Annotated in this window: 12 protein-coding genes; 9 read left to right on the top strand and 3 right to left on the bottom strand. The window is 38.0% G+C overall.

What is annotated here, in order from left to right:
• The first annotated feature begins 21 nt into the window (after nucleotides 1-21).
• The 8 genes from AC1DNH_RS13135 (at nucleotide 22) to AC1DNH_RS13170 (ending at nucleotide 16,604) form a co-directional block, all read left to right on the top strand.
• On the top strand, nucleotides 22-3,162 hold the full coding sequence (locus AC1DNH_RS13135) for a SusC/RagA family TonB-linked outer membrane protein (RefSeq protein ID WP_477607921.1): 3,141 nt from the start codon (nucleotides 22-24) through the stop codon (nucleotides 3,160-3,162).
• A gap of 11 nt (nucleotides 3,163-3,173) precedes the next feature.
• Nucleotides 3,174-4,763, top strand: coding sequence for a SusD/RagB family nutrient-binding outer membrane lipoprotein (locus AC1DNH_RS13140; protein ID WP_477581002.1), 1,590 nt, complete (start codon nucleotides 3,174-3,176; stop codon nucleotides 4,761-4,763).
• A 13-nt stretch (nucleotides 4,764-4,776) separates the two neighbouring features.
• A complete protein-coding gene (locus tag AC1DNH_RS13145) occupies nucleotides 4,777-5,709 on the top strand; it encodes a DUF1735 domain-containing protein (RefSeq protein ID WP_477581004.1) in 933 nt (310 codons plus the stop codon).
• Between the two features lie 103 nt (nucleotides 5,710-5,812).
• Nucleotides 5,813-6,505 (top strand): hypothetical protein, encoded by a 693-nt coding sequence (locus AC1DNH_RS13150; RefSeq protein WP_477581006.1) that lies wholly within the window; start codon nucleotides 5,813-5,815, stop codon nucleotides 6,503-6,505.
• 353 nt (nucleotides 6,506-6,858) lie between these two features.
• Nucleotides 6,859-9,861, top strand: a complete 3,003-nt coding sequence (locus AC1DNH_RS13155) for a SusC/RagA family TonB-linked outer membrane protein (protein ID WP_477581008.1) — start codon at nucleotides 6,859-6,861, stop codon at nucleotides 9,859-9,861.
• 9 nt (nucleotides 9,862-9,870) lie between these two features.
• Nucleotides 9,871-11,232 (top strand): RagB/SusD family nutrient uptake outer membrane protein, encoded by a 1,362-nt coding sequence (locus AC1DNH_RS13160; protein ID WP_477609228.1) that lies wholly within the window; start codon nucleotides 9,871-9,873, stop codon nucleotides 11,230-11,232.
• 726 nt (nucleotides 11,233-11,958) lie between these two features.
• Nucleotides 11,959-15,111, top strand: coding sequence for a SusC/RagA family TonB-linked outer membrane protein (locus AC1DNH_RS13165; protein ID WP_477609226.1), 3,153 nt, complete (start codon nucleotides 11,959-11,961; stop codon nucleotides 15,109-15,111).
• 11 nt (nucleotides 15,112-15,122) lie between these two features.
• Nucleotides 15,123-16,604 (top strand): RagB/SusD family nutrient uptake outer membrane protein, encoded by a 1,482-nt coding sequence (locus tag AC1DNH_RS13170; RefSeq protein ID WP_477581012.1) that lies wholly within the window; start codon nucleotides 15,123-15,125, stop codon nucleotides 16,602-16,604.
• A 66-nt stretch (nucleotides 16,605-16,670) separates the two neighbouring features.
• Here the strand turns inward: AC1DNH_RS13170 and AC1DNH_RS13175 are convergent, their stop codons facing one another.
• Together AC1DNH_RS13175 and AC1DNH_RS13180 are read right to left on the bottom strand one after the other, a co-directional pair.
• The gene (locus AC1DNH_RS13175) at nucleotides 16,671-17,078 is read right to left on the bottom strand and encodes a DoxX family protein (protein ID WP_477609224.1); all 408 of its coding nucleotides are present in this window, start codon (nucleotides 17,076-17,078) and stop codon (nucleotides 16,671-16,673) included.
• 1 nt (nucleotide 17,079) lies between these two features.
• A complete protein-coding gene (locus AC1DNH_RS13180; protein ID WP_477625435.1) occupies nucleotides 17,080-17,979 on the bottom strand; it encodes a S66 peptidase family protein in 900 nt (299 codons plus the stop codon).
• A gap of 40 nt (nucleotides 17,980-18,019) precedes the next feature.
• Between AC1DNH_RS13180 and metG the strand changes: the two genes are divergently transcribed.
• Entirely contained in the window at nucleotides 18,020-20,128 is a 2,109-nt protein-coding gene (gene metG, locus AC1DNH_RS13185; protein WP_477581014.1) for a methionine--tRNA ligase, read from the top strand.
• Between the two features lie 101 nt (nucleotides 20,129-20,229).
• Here the strand turns inward: metG and AC1DNH_RS13190 are convergent, their stop codons facing one another.
• Nucleotides 20,230-21,591: a sulfatase family protein gene (locus AC1DNH_RS13190; RefSeq protein ID WP_477581016.1), complete on the bottom strand. Its 1,362-nt coding sequence runs from the start codon at nucleotides 21,589-21,591 to the stop codon at nucleotides 20,230-20,232.
• Nucleotide 21,592 lies beyond the last annotated feature (1 nt).

Consider the following 21,592-nt stretch of genomic DNA (forward strand, 5'->3'; position numbering starts at 1 on the left):
TAACTAACCTATTTTCAAATTATGAAAAAACTTCTACAAAGTTTGTTCATTCTTGTGCTATGCGCCTCCTCGGCGTTTGCCCAAGAAAGAACAGTATCTGGTACAGTAACATCTCAGGAAGATGGACTTCCTGTACCTGGTGCATCGGTAAGGGTAAAAGAAATCCCTAATTTAGGTGCTCAAACGGGTGCTAACGGAAAATTTTCACTAAACGTTCCCAAAAATGGTAAAACTTTAGTGGTAACCTTTTTAGGTTATGCAACAAAAGAGTTTGTTATTCCTGCTAACAATGTTGTAAACGCGGTTTTAAATTCAGATGTCACCTCATTAAATGAGGTTGTTGTAACTGCCGGTGGTGTTACAATTCAGCGCCGTCAACAAGGTAACCAGTCTACTACAGTTAAAGCTGAAGAATTAACTCAAGGCAAGGCATTTAACGTTGCGAGTGCCCTTACCGGTAAGGTTGCGGGTTTGCAGGTAAATGCGGTAAGTAGCGGTGTTAATCCAAGTATCCGTTTAGTATTAAGGGGTAACCGTTCATTGTTGGGGAATAACCAGGCTTTGGTTGTTGTTGATAATGTTATTGTACCAAGTGATATCTTAGGAAACTTAAATCCAGAAGATATTGAAAACATTGAAGTGTTAAATGGAGCAGGTGCTGCTGCACTTTATGGTTCTGATGCTTCTAACGGCGCATTAATCATTCAAACTAAAAAAGGTAAAAGAGGTTCGTCAACAATTAATGTTAGTCACACGACTAATATTGAGCAGGTAAGTTTCTTACCTCAGTTACAAGATCGTTTTGGATCTGGTACGGGTAATGATGATATACCAACTTATACGCCATTTGAGAACCAACAATATGGTCCGGCATTTGATGGCGTTGTTCGCCCGATTGGTAAACCTTTAGCTGATGGCTCGATCCAATCTGTGCCTTACTCATTTAATTCAGACGAGAATAAAAATGCTTTTTGGGAAACAGGTTACTCTAACCAAACAGACTTTAACTTGTCTTCTGGTGATGATAAAGGAACCTATTATTTTTCTGGACAGTATTTCGATCAAAAAAGTACTGTACCTGGCGATAAATACAACAGGTTTACCATGCGTGTTAATGGTGAGCGTAACTTAGGCAACAATGTCACCTTTAGTTTTAATTTAAACTATGTGCAAAATCGCTACGATCAATCAAGTGCAATTGCAACAGTTTATGACAACGTTTTACAATCACCAGGTGAAATCCCTTTAACTAGGTACAAAGATTATAAAAACGACCCGTTTTCTACTCCTGATGGATATTATAACGAATACTATCAAAATCCATACTTTGCTTTAGGTAATAACCGCAGTGCTACACGTAATGATTATTTAACGGGTAATGCTCAGTTAAAATGGAATCCGATTAAGGAATTATCTTTATTGGTTAGAGCGAATTTATCTAACAGATCATTTGCCAATAAATCTACAACCAATAAATTCACTTATTCAGATTATCGTTTAAAGGAAACGCCTAACTTCTCAAACGTTGTTGGCGGTGTGAGTGATTATTCAGGATACAATGTTCAGATCAATCCAGAATTCCAGGCACAATACATCAAAAAACTCTCTAAAGATTTCTCATTAAATGTTATTGCTGGCGCTACAATCAGACAGAATACTTACAAAAGTGTAAATGTTGGCACGAATGGCGGTTTAGCACTGGCTGATTTCTTTAATATTTCTAATGGTCTTCAAAATCCAAGTGCTAGTGAAACAAATTTCAAAGCCAGACAGATTGGTGTTTATGGTGACGCCCGCTTAGGTTTCAGAGATTATTTGTACCTACACGTTACTGGTAGAAATGATTGGAGATCAGTTTTGGCACCAGAAAGCAGATCATTTTTCTACCCAGCTGTCGACATTTCGTTCATTGCGTCGGATGCAATTCCATTCTTGAAAAACTCTAACGTAATTGAATCTTTAAAAATTAGAGGTGGTGTTTCTAAAGTGGGTAATGTTAACTTAGGTAATAGCTCTAACTTCGGTGCTTATGCATTGTTGCCAACATTTGGTCAAGGTTATGGTTACCCGTATGGAGGAATTCCGGGATTTACTTTGGGTGACCGTATTGTATCGCCAAACATTAAACCAGAAATTACTTTAGCTTATGAAGGTGGTGTTGATTTCTCATTATTAAAATCAAGAATTACCGGTAGTTTCACTTATTACAAATCAAATACTACTGATCAAACGGTTCCCGTTAACGTAGCTAACTCAACAGGTTTTTCATCTTTCTTAACCAATACTGGTGAAGTAAGTAACAAAGGTATTGAAACAAACCTTCGCTTGGTTCCTTACAGAAATACAAGTAACGGATTAGAAGTTACTGTGGGTGCTAACTATACATATAACGATAACAAAGTGGTCTCAATTAGCAACGGCCTTCCTCAGTTAGGTTTATCGGGAACAACTACACTAGGTGTTTGGGCTGTTGAAGGTGAAGCATTCCCTGTATTAAAAGGAACTGATTACAACAGAGATCCTCAGGGAAGAATTATTGTTGATAAAATTACAGGTTTTCCGAGCGTTACTACTGGTACAACTGTTTTAGGAAACACTGAACCTAAACACCGTTTAGGACTTGATGCCGCAGTTTCTTTCAAAGGATTCCGCTTAGCTGGATTATTTGAGTACCGTGGCGGTTTCGTAATGGCGCAAAACTCTGGAAGTTTTGATTTTTCCGGAGCAGGTATCAGAACAACCTATTTTAACCGTGAGCGTTTTGTGATTCCAAACTCTTCTTACTTAGACCCTGCTACGAATACGTATGTAGAGAATACCAATATTACGACCAGAACAGGTGGTGTCGATTTTTGGACGAACGGACCAACTAATACAGGTGTTGCAACAAATTATACTTATTCAGCTGCTTTCTGGAAGTTAAGAGAATTATCATTATCTTATGATATTCCTAAGTCGGTTTTAGGCAATTTGAAATATGTTAAAGCAGCCCGTGTAAGTGTTCAAGGTAGAAACTTATTTATATGGACACCAAAAACAAATATCTATACAGACCCTGAATACAGTGCTGCTGGTTCTGATAACAATGGTATTGGTATCACCTCTCTTGGTCAAACGCCACCAGCTCGTTTTTATGGAGCTACATTATCATTAACTTTTTAATACATATACATATGAAAAAGATATATAACGGTTTATTCATAGTTGCTTTAGCATTGGGCTTTTCTTCCTGCAAAAAGTATCTGGATATAAACACCAACACAAATAGCTCCACTAGCTCGACGCCTGCGTTGGTATTACCACAAGCAATTGTGGGTTCAGCATCTATCTCTCAGGCCTACAATAGTGCCTACTATTTTCCAGGAGGATTTGCGGCTAATATTTACGGCGTCGGAGGTTATGGCGCAGGCGTAACCTATGCATATACAGCAAGTAATTTTACCAATCTGTTTACATCTGTTTATGACAACGGAACTGATTATCAATACGTAATTGATAATACAGCTACAACACCGTCATTAGCATATTCTACAGCTATTGCTAGAATAATGAAAGCTTTCATGTTCTCTAAATTGGTTGATCAGTACAATGATGTTCCCTATTCAGAAGCATTAAAGGGAAGTGCCATTCTTACTCCAAAATATGATAAAGCTGAGGATATCTACAAGGATTTGGTTTCTCAATTAACAATTGGTATTAAGTTAATAAACGATGGCCAGGCTGGAAACGTTGCCAATGCCGTTGTTGCAAGTACAGACCCGCTATTTAAAGGTGATATGAACCTTTGGAAAAGGTTTGCGAATACAATTAAATTGCGTTTGCTAATAAAAATGGCGGGTGTTCCTGCTCAAGCTTCTTATGCAACAACTGAATTCGCTGCATTGAACACAACTGTTGGTTTCTTAGCAACCGATGCACTTGTAAACCCAGGATATGTTAAAGAAGCAAACAGACAAAATCCATTGTATAATTCGTTGGCCTTTGGAAGTGACAACGCTAGATCACAAAGTCAGGCTATTCCGACTCAATGGATATTTACTTTCTATAATGGCACTAAAATTTCAGATCAAGGTAGAGGTTATGCTATGTATAGAGGATTCCCAGGCACGGCAACAAACAGGCTAGGTGAAGAAAACGTAGGCTCTACTATTGTACCGCCATCAGGATCAACATCTTGGTTTACCGGAACTGATGCAAACACGCCTTATATCGGGGTTGCTAAAGGTCCGTCTCAAGGACAGCCACTAATGCTTGCCGCAGAAAGCCGCTTTCTTCAGGCAGAAGCATTTGCCAGAGGATATTTAACCGGGAGTGCGAAAACAGCATTCGACGAAGGTATTAAGGCATCATTCAAATACATTTATTCAGATCAAACAGGTGCTGCAATTGCTGGATGGGATTATGTCTCGGAATCAGCTGCTTACCAGACTACAGAAAACCCTACTAACCCTTTAGTAAATTACCCTGTTACTGGAACTTTACCAGCTCAAATTGAAGCAATTATAACCCAGAAATACATTGCAATGAATGTAATTCATTGTGATGAAGCGTTCAATGAATTTAAAAGAACAGGATATCCTAAAATTGTGGAGGGTTCTGCTGATGGCCGCCTAACTTTTGCCTCTAAACAATCAACTTCAACAAGATCTGATAAGTTATTGGGAAGAATTTTGTACCCACAACAAGAATATAACTTAAATCCAGCTAATGTTCCTGGCGGAGTTACTTTATTTGGATCAAGAATATTCTGGGATTTAAATTAATATTATAGAAATCATGAAAAAATATATTTATAAATCATTAGCCCTTTTTCTTGCGGTAACGTCGCTTACTTCTTGCTTAAAAGATGACTCTTTGGTCTTAGATCCTGCTAAAGGACATAACGTAATTGAATTTGCTAATCCGGCACAGATTGTAACAAACGGGACACCATCACCATTGTATTCGTTTTCTTACGAATCGACATCATTGCCAAGTTTGCCGATTACAGTAAGTTATTCTGGGCCCGAAGCAACAGCTCCTCAAGATATAACTGTTAAAATAGCTGTAGGTGCTACCTCAAAAATTACTGAATATAACACGGCAACAGGTAATCATTACGAATTACTTCAGCCAGTGAGTTATACACTTTCTGCAACCGAGGTTGTAATTAAAGCCGGTACTAATAAGGCAACATTCAATGTTTTATTAAAACCTTCAACTTTTAACTTCGCAGTTTCTGAGGTATTGCCATTAACGATTACCTCTGCCTCTTCGGGAATTATCAGCGGAAATTTTGGTACTATTTTATTGAATGTTAGTGCAAAGAATATTTGGGATGGTGTTTATGCCATGCAAGCTGGTAGTTTTGTGCAACGTTATAGCAATCCAACTACACCAACAGTTAACGATGGTTTAAATGGTAGTACAGCAGCGAATGCAGATGTAACATTTACTACAGTTGGCGCTAATACGGTGCAAATAGGGAACTTAAAATGGGCTGGTAATGCCTCTGGTGTTGGTGGTATCGACAACCTACAGGCAACAATTGACCCTGCTACTAATTTGGTAACCATGAAAGCACTAGGAAACGCTACGTTGGCTAACATACCTGGTTCTATAAACAAGTACGATCCGGCAACTAAAACATTTACGCTTAACTTCGATTGGAATCAAACTGCAACAAAAAGAACTTATACACTAATTGTAAAGTATAAATCTGCTAGATAAACACTCAGATTAATTAGTTTTAATGTCCTTTGAATGAGTTCAAAGGACATTTTTTTTGTTAATTAATTTGTATATTTAAAACACTTAACTAATCAGCTCTAAAATGAAAATTTATTTATCAACTCTTGCCGTTTTTGTAACATTACAATTATGTCAAGCCCAAGAACAAAAAACGTCATCGTTATCAGATCAAACTAAAGTTGTATACGCGATGAATGACTCAAAGAAGCTTGATGGAGTTTATTCCATCGTAAAAGATGAGGATAAAGTTTTTTTAAGGGGTATTTATAAGGATAATTCAAGAACGGGTAATTGGTATGCTTTTAACAATGATGGTAAAGTATTCTTACGGTATAATTATGATCTTAAAAAACTTATATATTTAGATACGGTAAGTATTAATCGCATAAAAGTTGAAGTGAGTACAACAGATCCGGTGATTAAAGAAAAGGCAAGCATTCCAGTTCCAATTGCCTCAATCGACCAATATATTTCTCTACTGGGGACCGAATTAAAAAGAGTTATTTTAAAGGATAATAAAAATGCAGATGGTACGCTTGATGCAGATTTAATTACCAATATCGATAAAAATGGAAAAGCTACTTATGAGGCCCATTACGTGGCAGATGGGATTCCGGTAACCAAACGTTTAATTATTGCTGAGAAAGCATTCGATATTGATTGGATTCCTTCAAGTTATAAAGGAACGAGCTACGCATCAGTATTTTCTGTAAAAGCAAGGATAGATTTTGCACAAAAGCCGGGCATAAAACAGAGATTTATTTGGGTATATTAATGCTTTAATAAGTAAGACTAATTTTCTAAATATAATTAAAAAAGTAATAGGAGTGATGGATGAGATCACTCCTATTACTTTTTTGTGGACTTTTATTAGAAAAATTACACGATCAATTTGGGTTTGTTAGCTCTGATTTAAAAGATTTTGTTTTTATGAAATTGTAAAATATTTTATATGCGAATAGCTAATTGCAGAATTAAACTTAATAAGTAGTTTTAAAGAGACATACTTTCCGAAGTTGCATCATGTCATTAAGAAGTCATATACTATGGTTTTAGTTAAAGTTCTCCAATCCAGCGCTATCTTAGCGCTTTTTAAATTAAAACTAATCATTTACTAACTTAAATTTCATGAAAAAACTTCTACAAAGTTTGTTTCTATTGATGTTTATTGCAATTGCTGCAGTGGCTCAAGATAGAACAATAACAGGTACAGTTACTTCTACAGAGGACAATTTGCCGATCCCTGGAGTAAGTGTAAAAGTAAAAGGCACTCAGATGGGTACTGTTACAGATTCTAATGGAAAGTATTCCCTTAAAGCTGACGGTTCAAAAGAATTAGAATTCAATTTTGTTGGCTTTATTTCTGTAACCAAATTAATCGGTTCCGCTAATGTAATTAATGTTGCCTTAGCAAATGATACCAAAGCACTACAAGAGGTTGTTGTTGTAGGTTATGGTACTCAAAGTACAAAAACAATAACCAACTCCATTGCAAGAATATCCGGAGATGCCATTAAAAATCAACCTGTTCCTAGTGTTGCCCAGGCATTACAAGGTCGTTTAGCTGGAGTTCAGGTAACTTCGGGAGGAGGTCGTCCAGGTTCCCCAATCCAAGTAAATATTCGTGGTAGGTCTTCTATTTTAGCGGGTAATGATCCGCTTTATGTAATAGATGGGGTAATTCTGCCTTCAAATAGTGGAACAACCCCTATCTCTGCTGGTTCAGGCATTTCTCCGCTGGCCAATTTAAATAGCGAAGATATTGCCTCTATCGAAGTATTAAAAGATGCATCGGCAGCAGCAATATATGGTTCAAGGGGATCAAATGGCGTTGTTTTAATTACAACTAAAAAAGGATCAGCAAGTGGTAAATCGATCATCAATTTAAATGCCTATAACGGTTACCAGTCCTTTGCCGGGACTAAGGATTTTTTAGGTGCATCTTCTTATCGTCAAATGTATAATGAAGCTTTAGTTAATTCAAATTTACCTGCTAAGTTTACTCAAGCCCAAATAAATAATCCAGAAGCAGATGTGAACTGGTTAGATGCAATTCAACGAGATAAATCATTGGTGCAGAATGTGCAGTTTTCGGTGGCTTCGGGTGGTAATGCAAAAACACAATTTTACACGTCATTAAATTATTTTAATCAGGACTCTAAATTATTGAACGGATCATTCAAAAGATATGCTATTCGCTTGAGTGTTGATCACCAGGTGAACGATTTCATCAAAATCGGAAGTAATATCGCCATTTCAAAATCTGATCGTGCCGAAACCCCTGTTGATAATAGTATCTTCTCTCCTTTCCCTAGAGCCTTAATTGCGCGCCCAGATCAACCTGTTTATAATGCAAACGGTACCTTTGCAAGTAATGATTTTAATAATCCTGTACACATGTTCGAATCTAAGAATTATGTTGGATTGAGTAATATTTTTAACTCTACATATGCTGAGGTTAAAATCTTACCAGAATTAAAGTTTAAATCTTCAGTTGGTATTGACTATACTTACCTAGATCAAAGAACTTTTGATCCTTCTACTTCTTTAGCTGGTAACGGAACAATTGGTGCCGCAAGTAGTGGATATGTTCAAACTCAAAATTATTTAACTACGCAAACATTATCTTACCTGAAAAAATTCATTGATAATAAATTAACGGTTGATGGAACTTTAGTTTACGAATTTCAATGGAATAACAGGGATAACAACCGCGTAGATGGACAGAATTTCCCTTCTAACGAAACACCTTATTTAACCTCTGCTGCGAAAATTACAGGTGGAACTTCTTCTTTTACCAACTATAGATTAGAATCTTATTTAGGTCGTGTAAATTTAGCGTGGGAGAATAAATACTTGTTAGGTGGATCGATCAGAAGAGATGGCTCGACTAAATTCCCTACTAAGGGAAGAATTGGCTATTTCCCTTCAGTTTCTGGTGGATGGGTGGTTAGTGAAGAATCTTTCATGAAGGATATCACTGCAATTTCTAATTTAAAAATAAGATCAAGCTACGGTTTAACGGGTAATCAGGAAGGTATCGGAAACTTTACAAGTAGAAAATTGTTCGGAACAGGATTTAACTATGATGATCAGCCTGGTTTTGCTTTAAATGCATTGGGGAGTCCTGATCTTAAATGGGAATCGACCAGACAATTCGATTTAGGTTTAGATTTGGCTTTATTTAAAAATAGATTAACACTTAGTGCAGATTATTATCATAAAAAAACAAAAGATCTTTTACAGAACAGGCCAATTCCATCTACAACTGGATTCCCGACTATCTTAGAGAATATTGGTTCGATGGTTGGAAAAGGATGGGATTTCAATATCAATAGTGAAAACCTGGTTGGGGAAGTGAAGTGGAGTACCTCATTTAATATCTCTACCTATAACAATAAGGTAACTGAATTATATAATAATCAACCGGTAGATGGATCCTTTGTTACGCGTACTATGGTGGGCCAACCATTAGGTTCGTTTTTCGTAATCAAAGCTTTGGGGGTTAATCCTGCAACTGGTGATATGATGTATGAAGATCTTAATAAAGATGGATTTATTACTGGTGATGACAGGCAGTTTTTAGCAAGTCCGCTTCCTAAATTTTATGGCGGTTTAAACAATACTGTATCATACAAAGGAATCGATTTGGGTATCATGTTTCAGTATTCATATGGTAACTACCTGTATAATCTAGCTGCAGAGGGTACAGGCGGTAATGGAAGTTTAGGTGCAGCTGCAACAGCTACTGCAGTTGCTACAAATGTAGCTCAAGAGGTATTCGACGGCAGATGGACACCAACTAACACAGAGGCGGAATATCCAAGAGCTGTTGGTGGCGCAAGAGGTACTTATAATACTCAGCGTTCGTCTAGGTATTTAGAAGATGCAAGTTACATTCGATTGAAAAATATCACATTAGGATATTCTTTGCCTAGTAGTTTCCTAAATAAGATAAAATTATCTAGTGCAAGAGTTTATGTTTCTGGACAAAACTTACTAACCTTTACTAAATATAAAGGATTTGATCCTGAGGTTTCATCTGATTTTACCATTGCTAATACAGGGGTTGATCAAGGTGCTATCCCTCAGTTTAAAACAGTTATGTTCGGTATTAATGTTGGCTTATAATTCTCAAAAATGAAAAATAAAATATTTTTAATAGCTGTAGCCATTATTGGTTTAATGTCTTCATGCGAAAAACAATTGGATATCGATCCTAAAACTTCATTGTCGCCAGAAACGGTTGGCCCGGCTGATGTTCAGAAATTGTTAGCTGGCGTTTATGACGGCCTTCAAGAAGGTAATACAAGTTACTTTTACCTAAGTTATGCGGTAGAAGATCTGTCTGCCGATAACCTTGCTTATCGTGCTACTTTCTTTCAGAATGGGGAGATTGATAATAATGCTATCTTAGCTAATAATGTTTTAACACAACGTTATTTCAATGCCCCATACGTAGTTATCCAAAGAGCAAACGATCTTTTAGAGGTTTTAAATAACTCCACTACGGTTCCTGATGCGACTAAAAAGAGCCTTTTAACTCAGGCTTATTTTTTAAGGGCTTATGCTTACTATAAGTTGGTTACCCTATTTGGTGGCGTACCGGTTGTTTTCAATAGAGATGTAGTAAAAGTTCCGCGTAAATCTGTTGATGAGGTATATGCGCAGATTTTAAGTGATTTAAAAGCAAGTGTTGATGCTGGTGGTGTGAGTACAGATAGTAAATATGCCTCTGCTGATGCTGCAAAAGGATTACTGGCAAGAGTTTACCTCATTAAGAAAGATTATGTTAATGCAAAGAAATTTGCAGATGAGCTGATCGTAAGTCCTAAGTATGCATTAGCTGCTGATTATAATTCAATATTTGCTCCTCCTTATAATTCATCAGAGCATATCTTTAAAGTTGTTTTTACGCAAACAGAAGGATCAAATTCTTTGTCGTACTTTCTACAACATCCATCTATGCCAGGTGGAGGACGTGCAGAGTTACCAGTTGATGCAAGTTTAGTTGCAGCTTATGAGCCAGGTGATCAAAGAAAAGCGGCTTCAATGACGCAAATTGTTGCACCGGCTGCAAACCCAGGTTGGTACAGCCGTAAATATCAGGACCCAACTGGTGCGGCGGCACATCCTTATTACATTTTAAGGATTGCCGAAATGTATTTAATTTCAGCTGAAGCACAATTCTTAACCTCAAATAATGCAACCGATCCAATTGCTCTGGCATCTATTAACAGTGTTAGAACAAAAAGAGGTTTAGGTGCTTTAACAACTTTAACGCTGCAAGACATTATTAAAGAAAGAAGAGTTGAATTGGCTTTTGAAAATACAAGATGGATGGACATGAGAAGAACACCTTCTCCAACAAATCCTGCTAAATCTATGGCAACCGTATTTTTAGAGGCTAAGGGGAGATCTATCAATGATGAGATTTATCCAATTCCTCAGGCAGCTATTGATGTAAACGACTTATTAAAGCCTAATAATCCGGGTTACTAATTACCTTCATTAATTTTTTAAAAGGCCTTATCCATCTAACAATGGGTAAGGCCTTTTTGGTTTCATGCCTACCCGTAATTTCTTCTAAGCGATTGTTTTCGGGTGAGTTAAATTAACTAAACAGGAAGAGACAAAGCAGTAGTTAAGCTGATGTATCTTTTTTTTGATCGAACGTCAAGTAATCTTTCATAAAGGGGTTTGTTGAGTGTTGCATGGGGAATTAATATTGTTTTTCTATGTTTTGTTGGTTTTTTTAATAGACTTTAGTTTTTTTTGTGGGTATAAGTTTTTGATTGAAATGTTTTAAGTCTTATATTGGGTAATATTATTAACTAAACTAAAATTTTTTATGAAAAAACTTCTACGGAATTCATTCGTGTTTCCGTTTATTGCAAATTTTGCAATAAATTACGATCGAATTGCAGCAAAAATCCCTGTCATGTGGGATGATTCATCACCCTTTTCTGATTTATGTGTTAAAATGAAGTTTCAACTGACAGAACCACAACAGTTGTAAATTACGATAGCACATTTTATCATTCAATTAACAAATATTATTTCTTTAATTTTTTTACAAAAAAAGGTTAACTGACTAAATGAAGTTAATCTGTTTTTTAAGGGTATATTGATTTTTGAGTGAATAATGCAAATATAAAATTGTAAAATTTGCATTACAGAATACTAAGTCATATATTGGATTATTATTAACTAAACTAAATTATTTTTATGAAAAAACTTCTACAAAGTTTGTTCATATTGCTATTTATTGCCACCTCAGCAATAGCGCAAGATCGAACAATCACTGGAACAGTTACGGCTCAGGAAGATGGATTACCCCTTCCTGGCGTAAGTGTAAAAATTAAAGGTGCAACTGGCGGAACCACAACTGGTGCAGATGGCAGGTATTCACTTAGAGTTAATGGCAGAGTAACCGCACTAGAATTCTCTTATATTGGTTTCTTAAGCCAAACAAAAGCTATTGGCGGTAGTAATGTGGTTAACCTACAGTTAAAAAGCGATTCTAAAACATTATCTGATGTCGTAGTAACAGGTTATACCACACAATCAAAAAGAGATGTTACCGGGTCAATAGCGAGTGTAAGTGGAGAAAAGCTTAAAAACTTACCTGTTCAGAGTTTTGAACAAGCATTAGCAGGTAAAGCAGCAGGTGTAAACATCATTCAGCCAAACGGCGTTTTAAATAACCCTCCTGTTTTCAGGGTGCGTGGTTTTAACTCTATCTCTTTAAGTTCTTACCCATTAATTATTGTTGATGGTATTCCCGTATTTACGGGCGATCAATCGGCTAACAGTGCTGCAGGTAATGCATTGGGAGACATCAACCCTGCTGATATCGAATCAATCGATATCTTAAAAGATGCGGCTTCATCTGCAATCTATGGTTCTAGGGCAGCCAACGGCGTTGTAGTGATTACTACTAAAAAGGGTAAACAAGGGGTAACTAAAATTAATTATGAAGGTTGGGTAGGAACTACAAAAGCCCAAAACCTAACACCATTATTAAATGCCGCCGAATATGTTCTGATCAAAAATGAATCAAGAACAAATAATGGCCAGGCTCCAGCATTCTTTCTACAAACAAAATCGGATGGTTCACAAGTAGAAACCAATTGGTATGATTACGCTTATAGAACAGCCACATCTCAAAACCATGCTTTAAATTTTTCTGGGGCAAATGAAAAAACTTCATATTATGTATCATTAGGATATAGTAATCAAGAAGGTTTTATCATCGGAAACTCTTTTGAAAGGAAAAATGGCCGTGTAAATATTGATCATAAATTATTTAAAAACGTAACCATTGGGACAAACTTTTCATACAGTAATACTTTAAATCGTGCGCCCAATACAGGTTCTTTGCCTGGGCAGGCTTTCTCAACAGTTGGCTTGGGTAGGTTGGCCATTGTATTGCCTCCAAACGTAGCGGCATATAACGAAGACGGCTCTTATAATGTAAATGCGCCAGCAGGCTCTGTCGGTTTAGGCGCAAATACCATTGCATCAAATTATCCGAATGCAGCTGTGTTGGTACACGAAGATAAAAATACATCAGAAAGCGACCGTATCATCGCAAATGCTTATGCTTCAATCCAGATCGTAAAAGGCTTAACTTTTAAAACCACTTATGGTTTAGATAATCTTAAAATCGATAACAACTCATTCATTAACCGTTTACAGGGCGATGGGTTTTCTTATGGCGGTGGTGCTACCAGTAATTTTGTTAAAAATAGCAGATGGAACTGGTCTAACACCTTAAGCTATAACGGTGTATTTGGTGATCATACTTTGGGTGCATTTATTGGCGCTGAAGACCAGTATACCAAATCTCTTGGTTATGGTGCAACCAGACAAGGGGTAATTGATCCTTTCATTGAAGTCTTTCAGGGAGCCTTTGGTGCCATTACTCCTGCTGGATTAGTGCAGGGAGATAATGCTTTCCGCTCTTATTTTGGTAGTATCAATTACGATTATAAAAAGAAATATTATTTAACCGGATCTTTCAGACGTGATGGTTACTCCGGATTATCAGCCGGGAATAAATATGGTAATTTCGGTGGCGCATCAGCAGGTTATGCCATTTCAGAAGAAAATTTCTATAAGGACCTCGGTATCAGTAAAGTCTTAACACGGATCAAATTACATGGAAGTTATGGAGAGGTTGGAAATATCAACATTGGTAATTACCCAGCCTTGTTCTTATATAATCCAGGCTTATACGGTTCTTCACCAGCACTGTCTTTTTCACAAGCAGGTAATCCTGACTTACGGTGGGAGACTAGTAAAAAGGCCGATATTGGAATTAACTTAGAATTTTTAAGTGGACGTTTCTCATTAGATGTAGATTATTACCACAATGATATCGATAACCTGGTTCAGAACGCACCTCAAGCACCTTCAAAGGGTGTTCCGGGAAATGCAATCACAACCAATGTTGGTAAAATGTATAACAAGGGGCTTGAATTTACATTAAATTCAAGGAATTTTGATGGTGATGATTTCGGTTGGACAACCAGTTTTACTTTCAGTACATTGAAAAACGAGGTTACTGCTTTGGGTAATAATAATGCAGATTTATTTGGCGCTACCTCTTTAGAAACTGCAAATATTACGAGGGTTGGTTATCCTATCGGTTCGATCTATACTGTGGAAACTGCGGGTGTTGACCCTGCAACCGGTGAGCGTATTTTCGTTAATAGGTTTGGACAAAAATTAAGGTTCAGTTTTGGGCGTGCTACCGCAGCCCGTTACCAGTATCTTGATGGCCCGAATGCAGGCCAAAATGCCCCAGCAATTGATGCCGCATTAGATGCCACAATAACTGGACAATCAATACCAAAATGGTTCGGTGGTTTGGACAATAATTTCCGTTACAAAGCTTTTGATTTAAGTTTAGGGTTAACATTCTCGGGTGGTAACAAAATTTACTACGGATCACTGGCTGGTCTTCGTGATCAACGTTTTTGGAACAATGAAGCAGGTGTTTTAAACAGATGGACTACACCAGGTCAGATTACAGATATACCCCGTGTTGTTTATGGTGATAATACTTCAAATGGATCTGCTTTTGCACAATCACAGAATGTTTTCTCTGGTAATTTCTTAAAAGTTAGAAATCTAGCTTTGGGTTATACGCTTCCAAAAACACTTTTAAGTAAATATGGCATTTCAAACGTTAGGGTATATGCGCAATCTAGCAACCTTTGGATAATATCAGATTATCCAGGGCCTGATCCAGAGGTTTCTGTAAATGGTAACTCTACTACAACCGGAAATAGTGGTAACCTGGCGCCAGGCGTAGATAGAAACTCTGTGCCATCAGGTAGAACATTTACTTTTGGTATTAATGTTGGATTTTAAAATTAGAGATCATGAAAATTAAAATGAATAATAAAATAAAATATCTTTTTATAGCTGCTCCCTTGCTCTTCGCGTCATCATGTAAAAAGGATTTCTTAACCACAGCTCCAGATACAGCTTTACCAATTGAAGATGCATTTGCCAATCCGGATAGGATTTTGTCGCAGGTGAATGGAATATATGCAGGTGTAAAAAGTGGCCAGTTTTATGGTGGAAGGTATTTAATCTATAACGATATCCGTGGCGAGGACTTTGTGGTAAATAAACCCAACGGGGTAACAGGTTTAGATACTTGGAGGTTCAATTTAACTTCGAATACCAATGAGGTTGTTAATTTATGGGGCGCAATTTACGCTGCAATAAACAGGGCTAATCTGGTTATTGAAGGCGTAAATGCCAATGCATCTTTACTTGCCCCGGCAGTAGCGAAACAATATATTGCAGAAGCCAAGTTTTTGAGGGCTTTAAGTTATTATAGCGCATTACAATTATATGCAAAACCCTATATTACGGATAACGGTGCCAGTCTGGGTGTACCCTTAAGACTTAAAGGTGAAAAGGATCTGACTGGTAACGACTTAAAGAGAAGTACTGTTGCCGAGGTGTATACGCAAATTTTAAAAGATTTAAATGAGGCAGAGCCAGACTTGGCATTAACTTTACCAACAACGGCAACATCCATAAGGGCTTCCAGAAATACTGCTATTGCCTTTAAAACCAGAGTATACCTGGCGATGGGGAATTTACCTGCAGTAGTTACCGAAGCCAACAAAATTGTTAGCGCAGCAGCACCGTTTAAAGCAACAACAGGTACACCCTTACAGTTAGAAGCTAATATTGCTACTGTATTTGGTGGTGCTTATACAGGTAACGCTACAGCTACTGAAGCAGCATTGTCTTTTCCTATGGCTGATTTAGATGCGCCGGGGACACAGAATCAATTGGCTTATTATTACAATGTTTCACCAAACCAAGCGGGCGGTAATGAAGAATATTTCTTAAATCCTACAGGTATTTTGGCCAATCCTGTTTTCGCTGCCGCTTCTACCGATGCAAGAAAAAGCTTGACTACAGTTTCTGGAGCAAATACCTATTTAACTAAATTTAAGAGACCGTCTCCGTATACCGATTATATTCCTGTAATCAGATATGCTGAGGTTTTATTAAACTTAGCAGAAGCTACTGTGGTAACTGATCCTGTAAGGTCTATTGCACTATTAACTGCAGTTAGACAAAGATCCAATCCAGGGTATGTATTTCCAGCAACCGATTTATTACCTGCTAATTTGAAAAACACTATCCTAACCGAAAGAAGAATCGAATTGCTTGGGGAAGGTTTTAGATCTCCAGATGTAATGAGGTTGGGTGCTGGCTTCGTGGCGAAAAGTGGATCTCAAGGTACTGCTCCTGCAATTCCATTTAATACTGCAGGCTATATTTGGCCAATATCGGCTAATGAGGTTCAAAACAATAAATTGATTGTTCAGAATTAGATTTGTTCTTTAACAAGAAAGCCTGGCGAAGAAATTCTTCGCCAGGCTTTCTTGTTTATATAGTAACTATTTCTTATCCACACTATACTTACCCGGCCCAATAAAAATCAGTCCGAAAAATACAATACCCAATTCTATTGCATGACTGGCACCGCCTAATCCATCTCCTTTACCAAAATGAACCAGTGCCGCAATAATCATCGTAAAGATTAATAAAATCAGCGCCGGACGGAAAAACAGCCCTACAATTAGCAAGAAACCACCAAAGGTTTCGGTAGCGGCGGCCATAAAACCCCAAAATATAGGTAAAAAGTCTATGCCGATTACTTTCATACTTCCTCCCAGCCCGGCCCAACCGTTTGGGCCGCCTGCAAGTTTCGGGAAACCATGAATAATAAACATGGTGCCCAAACCAATACGTAGCAGCAACAAGCCAGTATTGCGGTATTTTCCTAAATTATCTAAAATTGCCATCCTATAAATATTTAAATTGAACGTTATTTGTTTCTACTTTTAAGTTTACCTCAGCACCTAAAACCATACTGAGGTTATTATCGATATGTCCAGTTGGAAAATTAAAGCAGACTGGAAAATCATAGTCCTTAACAATATCCCAAATTACCTCATCAGCCGTTTGCCCGAAAGAAATCTTTTCTTCTTCAATCTCATTAAAGGCACCAATAATCAAACCCTTTAAGACTTTTAGCTTACCCGCCCTTTTCAGCATCCGCAACATTCGGTCTATAGCGTATTCTTGTTCGCCAACATCTTCCAAAAAGAGAATTTTATCTGTAAAATCCATTTCCGAAACCGAGCCCTGTAATATGGTAAGCAAAGTTAAATTGCCTCCAATCAAAACCCCGGTTGCCTCTCCTGCCCGATTTTCAAAGGCACTTTGGTAAGAATAGGTCTGTTTCTCGCCAAATAAAGCCTGCTGTAAAGAAATTAAAGCTTCTGTGGTAGATTCGTCAAAAGTATAGGGCATTTGCGCGTGCATGCACTGGGTATTACATTGCGCAATCAAATGCGACAATAGTACGGTAATATCGCTGAAACCTACAACCCATTTAGGGTTCTTGTTAAATTCTGTAAAGTCAAGGTCATCAATAATCCTGATAGTACCATAACCGCCACGGCCCGAAATAATCGCTTTTATAGATGGATCGTCTAAAAAACGCTGAATATCTTTGGTTCTTAACGCATCAGTTCCTGCAAACTGGTGATGACTGGCGTATACACTTTCGCCCACAATAACCTCTAAACCCCAGCTTTCTAATCGCGCTATGGCATGGTCTATAGGTTTGGGTAATTTCTTTGCCGGACATACGAGGGCAATCTTATCTCCTTTTTTTAAATACGGGGGCTGCTTAATCATCTTCAAAACACTTATCTTTGCCAAATTAATAAAAATTGTTTTGGATAATAGTAAAATTAAAAGATATACCGTAACTGCAGCGCTTCCATATACCAATGGACCAGTTCATATTGGGCACCTGGCTGGTGTTTACATCCCTGCAGATATTTATGCCCGTTATTTAAGGTCGAATAAACGTGATGTAAAGTTCATCTGTGGATCTGACGAAAATGGTGTGCCCATTACTTTAAAAGCCAAAAGAGAAGGTATTACGCCTCAGGAAGTGGTAGATAAGTACCACAAGATTATTGGCGATTCTTTTAAAGAATTCGGCGTATCTTTCGATATCTATCACCGTACCTCATCGCTTACCCATCACCAAACCGCTGCCGATTTCTTCGAAACGCTTTACGATAAAGGTGTTTTTACCGAAGAGGTTACCGAGCAATATTACGATGCCACTGCAAAACAATTTTTAGCCGATCGTTACATTACCGGTACCTGCCCAAAATGCGGGAATGAAAATGCTTACGGCGATCAGTGCGAAAACTGTGGCTCTACGCTTAATGCGACCGATTTAATCAATCCAAAATCGACCCTATCTGGCGATAAGCCAATTTTAAAGGAAACTAAAAACTGGTTTCTGCCGCTAGATAAATACGAAGACCGTTTACGCACTTATATCGAAAGCCATAAAGAATGGCGCCCAAATGTGTATGGCCAATGCCAAAGCTGGTTAAATGCAGGTTTACAGCCTAGGGCCATGACCAGAGATTTAGATTGGGGTGTTCGCGTTCCGCTTCGCGATGCCGAAGGTAAAGTGCTTTATGTTTGGTTCGATGCTCCTATTGGATATATTTCTGCAACCAAAGAGCTTTGTAACTATGCCAAGCTCGATGTTTGGAACCCTAAAGCCGAAGAATATTACATCAGCAGTTACGAAAACGATAAATGTGGTTGGGAAGAATACTGGAAAAGTGACGAAACCAAACTGGTTCACTTTATCGGTAAAGATAACATCGTTTTCCACTGCATTATTTTCCCTGCAATGTTAATGGCACATGGCGAATATACCCTGGCTGATAATGTGCCGGCAAACGAATTTTTAAACTTAGAAGGACAAAAAATATCGACTTCTAAGAACTGGGCAGTTTGGCTGAACGAATATTTAAGAGAATTTGAAGGTAAACAAGATGTATTGCGTTATGTATTAACCGCAACCGCTCCCGAGACCAAGGATAACGATTTTACCTGGAAAGATTTTCAGGCGAGAAACAATAATGAATTGGTGGCCATACTCGGTAACTTCGTGAACAGGGTTGTGGTACTTACACATAAATACTTTGGCGGTTCGGTACCAACCTGCATGGAAATTACGGATGTAGATCAGGCTGTTATTGATGAACTGGCTGGGTATCCTGCTAAAATCTCTGCGTCTATCGAAAATTATCGCTTTAGAGAGGCCTTATCAGAAGTAATGAATGTTGCCCGTTTGGGAAATAAATACCTGGCCGAAACCGAGCCGTGGAAACTCATTAAAACGGATGAAGACCGTGTAAGAACGATATTGAATATTGCACTTCAAATCGCCGCCAATATTCAGATCCTGATTGAACCTTTCTTGCCATTTACAGCAGAAAAGTTAATGAAGATGCTTCAAAACGGCGGTCATGATTGGGATGATTCAGGTACGGTGAGCCTGTTAAAACGTGGCCACGAAATTGGCGAAGCTGTGCTCTTGTTTGATAAAATTGAAGATGCAGAGATCGACTTCCAGGTTGAGAAGTTAAACCAAAGCAAGGCCAGTAATGCAGCCAGTAATGTAGTTGCTGTTCCGGCAAAAGAGAATATCCAGTTTGATGATTTCTCGGCAATGGATATCCGTGTAGCCACCATTGTTGCTGCCGAAAAAGTAGAGAAAACAAAAAAACTTTTAAAATTAACGGTAAATACCGGTATCGACGAAAGAACAGTGGTTTCGGGCATAGCCGAATATTATAAACCTGAAGATATTGTTGGTAAACAGGTAAGTATGATCGTAAACCTTGCTCCACGCGAAATCAAAGGGATTTTATCACAGGGAATGATCCTGATGGCTGAAAATGCCGATGGCAAACTCACTTTTGTGGCACCTGTAGAAAAGTTCTCAGAGGGTAGTGTAATTAGATAGTGTTTGCCTGCTGTAATTAAAATATAAAGCCGTTTGATTAATTCAAATGGCTTTTTTTTATGCTATCTCTACACAATAATCCTAAAGGGCGGCTGTTGTAATTAATTTTTGAGTTTAGGCAGAGATTCCCACCAGGCAAGCAGTTCGGTTTTTAATTGAGTGGTTATTTTAACCTGTTTGGCGCTTAGCTCGGTAGTTTCATTTTTATCTTTCACAATGTTATAAAGCTGCACATCAGAGCCATCACTGTTCATAAGCAATTTCCATTCTCCAGTGCGCACCGCCAGGTTTGGACTTCTATTGGGTTTGGCAGGATATTTAAAGGCAATATCATTTCTGCCATACTCCCAAAACATGTTTTTTTTCCTCAGTGATGATTTTCCGGCGAAAACCTTACTCCGGTCTAACCCATCTCCCTGATAATCTGCAGGTAACTTTACTCCCGCCATGCCGGCTAATGATGGCAATAAATCTATCGCATTTACTTCCGAGCCCGCATCTATTTTTCCCTGGGGAATATGCCCTGGCCAACTAATTAAAAATGGCATTCTGGTGCCACCCTCGTATAAAGAAAGTTTAGTGCCTCTTAAACCACCAGTCCGGCTCCCTTTAAAACTCGGTAAAGGCCCATTGTCACTGGTGAAGATAATGATGGTATTTTTGTCTTCACCCATTGTTTTCAAACCATCCATTAATCTTCCTACTTGCTGGTCAAGTTCCTTCAGCACTAGTTTAAAGGCCTGCTCAGATTCTTGTCCCAAAGGAAACTTACCAATATATTCATTTCCAACATTGGGTACCCATGGCGTATGTACATCATCTGGCCAAAGATTTACAAAACGTGGTTTATTTTTATTTTCTTTAAAAAACTCGAGTGTTTTATCAACAAAATATTTGGTTCTGTCCCAGCGTTTTATGCTGTCTTTATCCGACCAGATCCAATTTGTAGCAGTAAGCAGTGGGTCTGGCTGAGGACTTTCGTAAGTACTGGCGTGGGCATCGTAACCATATTTCTCAAAAACCGGTGCATCCTTCACATCTCTTCCTCCGCCCATGTGCCACTTACCAAAATGACCAGTTGCATATCCGGCAGATTGGAAAATTCGGGCGATAGATGGCGCTTGGGGATTTAAGTAATCTGCTTGTTGTGCATTTTTATTGTGCTTTTTATTATCCAGATAAGTACTAAAATTCCACCTTCCGGGGTACATACCCGTGAGCAAGCTAGTTCTTGATGGCGAACAGATTGGTGCGCCACTATAATATTGGTTAAGCATTAACCCATTTTTCGCCAAACGATCTATGTTGGGTGTAGGCACAAAATTTCCGCCGAAGGTGCTTACATCGCTAAAACCCATATCATCAACAAGAATAATAATGATGTTTGGCTTGTTGTTTTGAGAGAAAGCCGAATAGCTAAATGCAAGCAGGAAAAAGGCAAATAATAACTTTAAATATTTCATA

Source organism: Pedobacter sp. 01N310, from assembly GCF_056399805.1.

What these genes read in the sequence shown, in the direction of transcription:
- AC1DNH_RS13150 (WP_477581006.1), top strand. Translation starts at nt 5,813, where the DNA reads ATGAAAATTTATTTATCAACTCTTGCCGTTTTTGTAACATTACAATTA.
- AC1DNH_RS13190 (WP_477581016.1), bottom strand. Translation starts at nt 21,591, where the DNA reads ATGAAATATTTAAAGTTATTATTTGCCTTTTTCCTGCTTGCATTTAGC.
- AC1DNH_RS13140 (WP_477581002.1), top strand. Translation starts at nt 3,174, where the DNA reads ATGAAAAAGATATATAACGGTTTATTCATAGTTGCTTTAGCATTGGGC.
- AC1DNH_RS13175 (WP_477609224.1), bottom strand. Translation starts at nt 17,078, where the DNA reads ATGGCAATTTTAGATAATTTAGGAAAATACCGCAATACTGGCTTGTTG.
- AC1DNH_RS13165 (WP_477609226.1), top strand. Translation starts at nt 11,959, where the DNA reads ATGAAAAAACTTCTACAAAGTTTGTTCATATTGCTATTTATTGCCACC.
- AC1DNH_RS13155 (WP_477581008.1), top strand. Translation starts at nt 6,859, where the DNA reads ATGAAAAAACTTCTACAAAGTTTGTTTCTATTGATGTTTATTGCAATT.
- AC1DNH_RS13135 (WP_477607921.1), top strand. Translation starts at nt 22, where the DNA reads ATGAAAAAACTTCTACAAAGTTTGTTCATTCTTGTGCTATGCGCCTCC.
- AC1DNH_RS13180 (WP_477625435.1), bottom strand. Translation starts at nt 17,979, where the DNA reads ATGATTAAGCAGCCCCCGTATTTAAAAAAAGGAGATAAGATTGCCCTC.
- AC1DNH_RS13170 (WP_477581012.1), top strand. Translation starts at nt 15,123, where the DNA reads ATGAAAATTAAAATGAATAATAAAATAAAATATCTTTTTATAGCTGCT.
- AC1DNH_RS13160 (WP_477609228.1), top strand. Translation starts at nt 9,871, where the DNA reads ATGAAAAATAAAATATTTTTAATAGCTGTAGCCATTATTGGTTTAATG.
- AC1DNH_RS13145 (WP_477581004.1), top strand. Translation starts at nt 4,777, where the DNA reads ATGAAAAAATATATTTATAAATCATTAGCCCTTTTTCTTGCGGTAACG.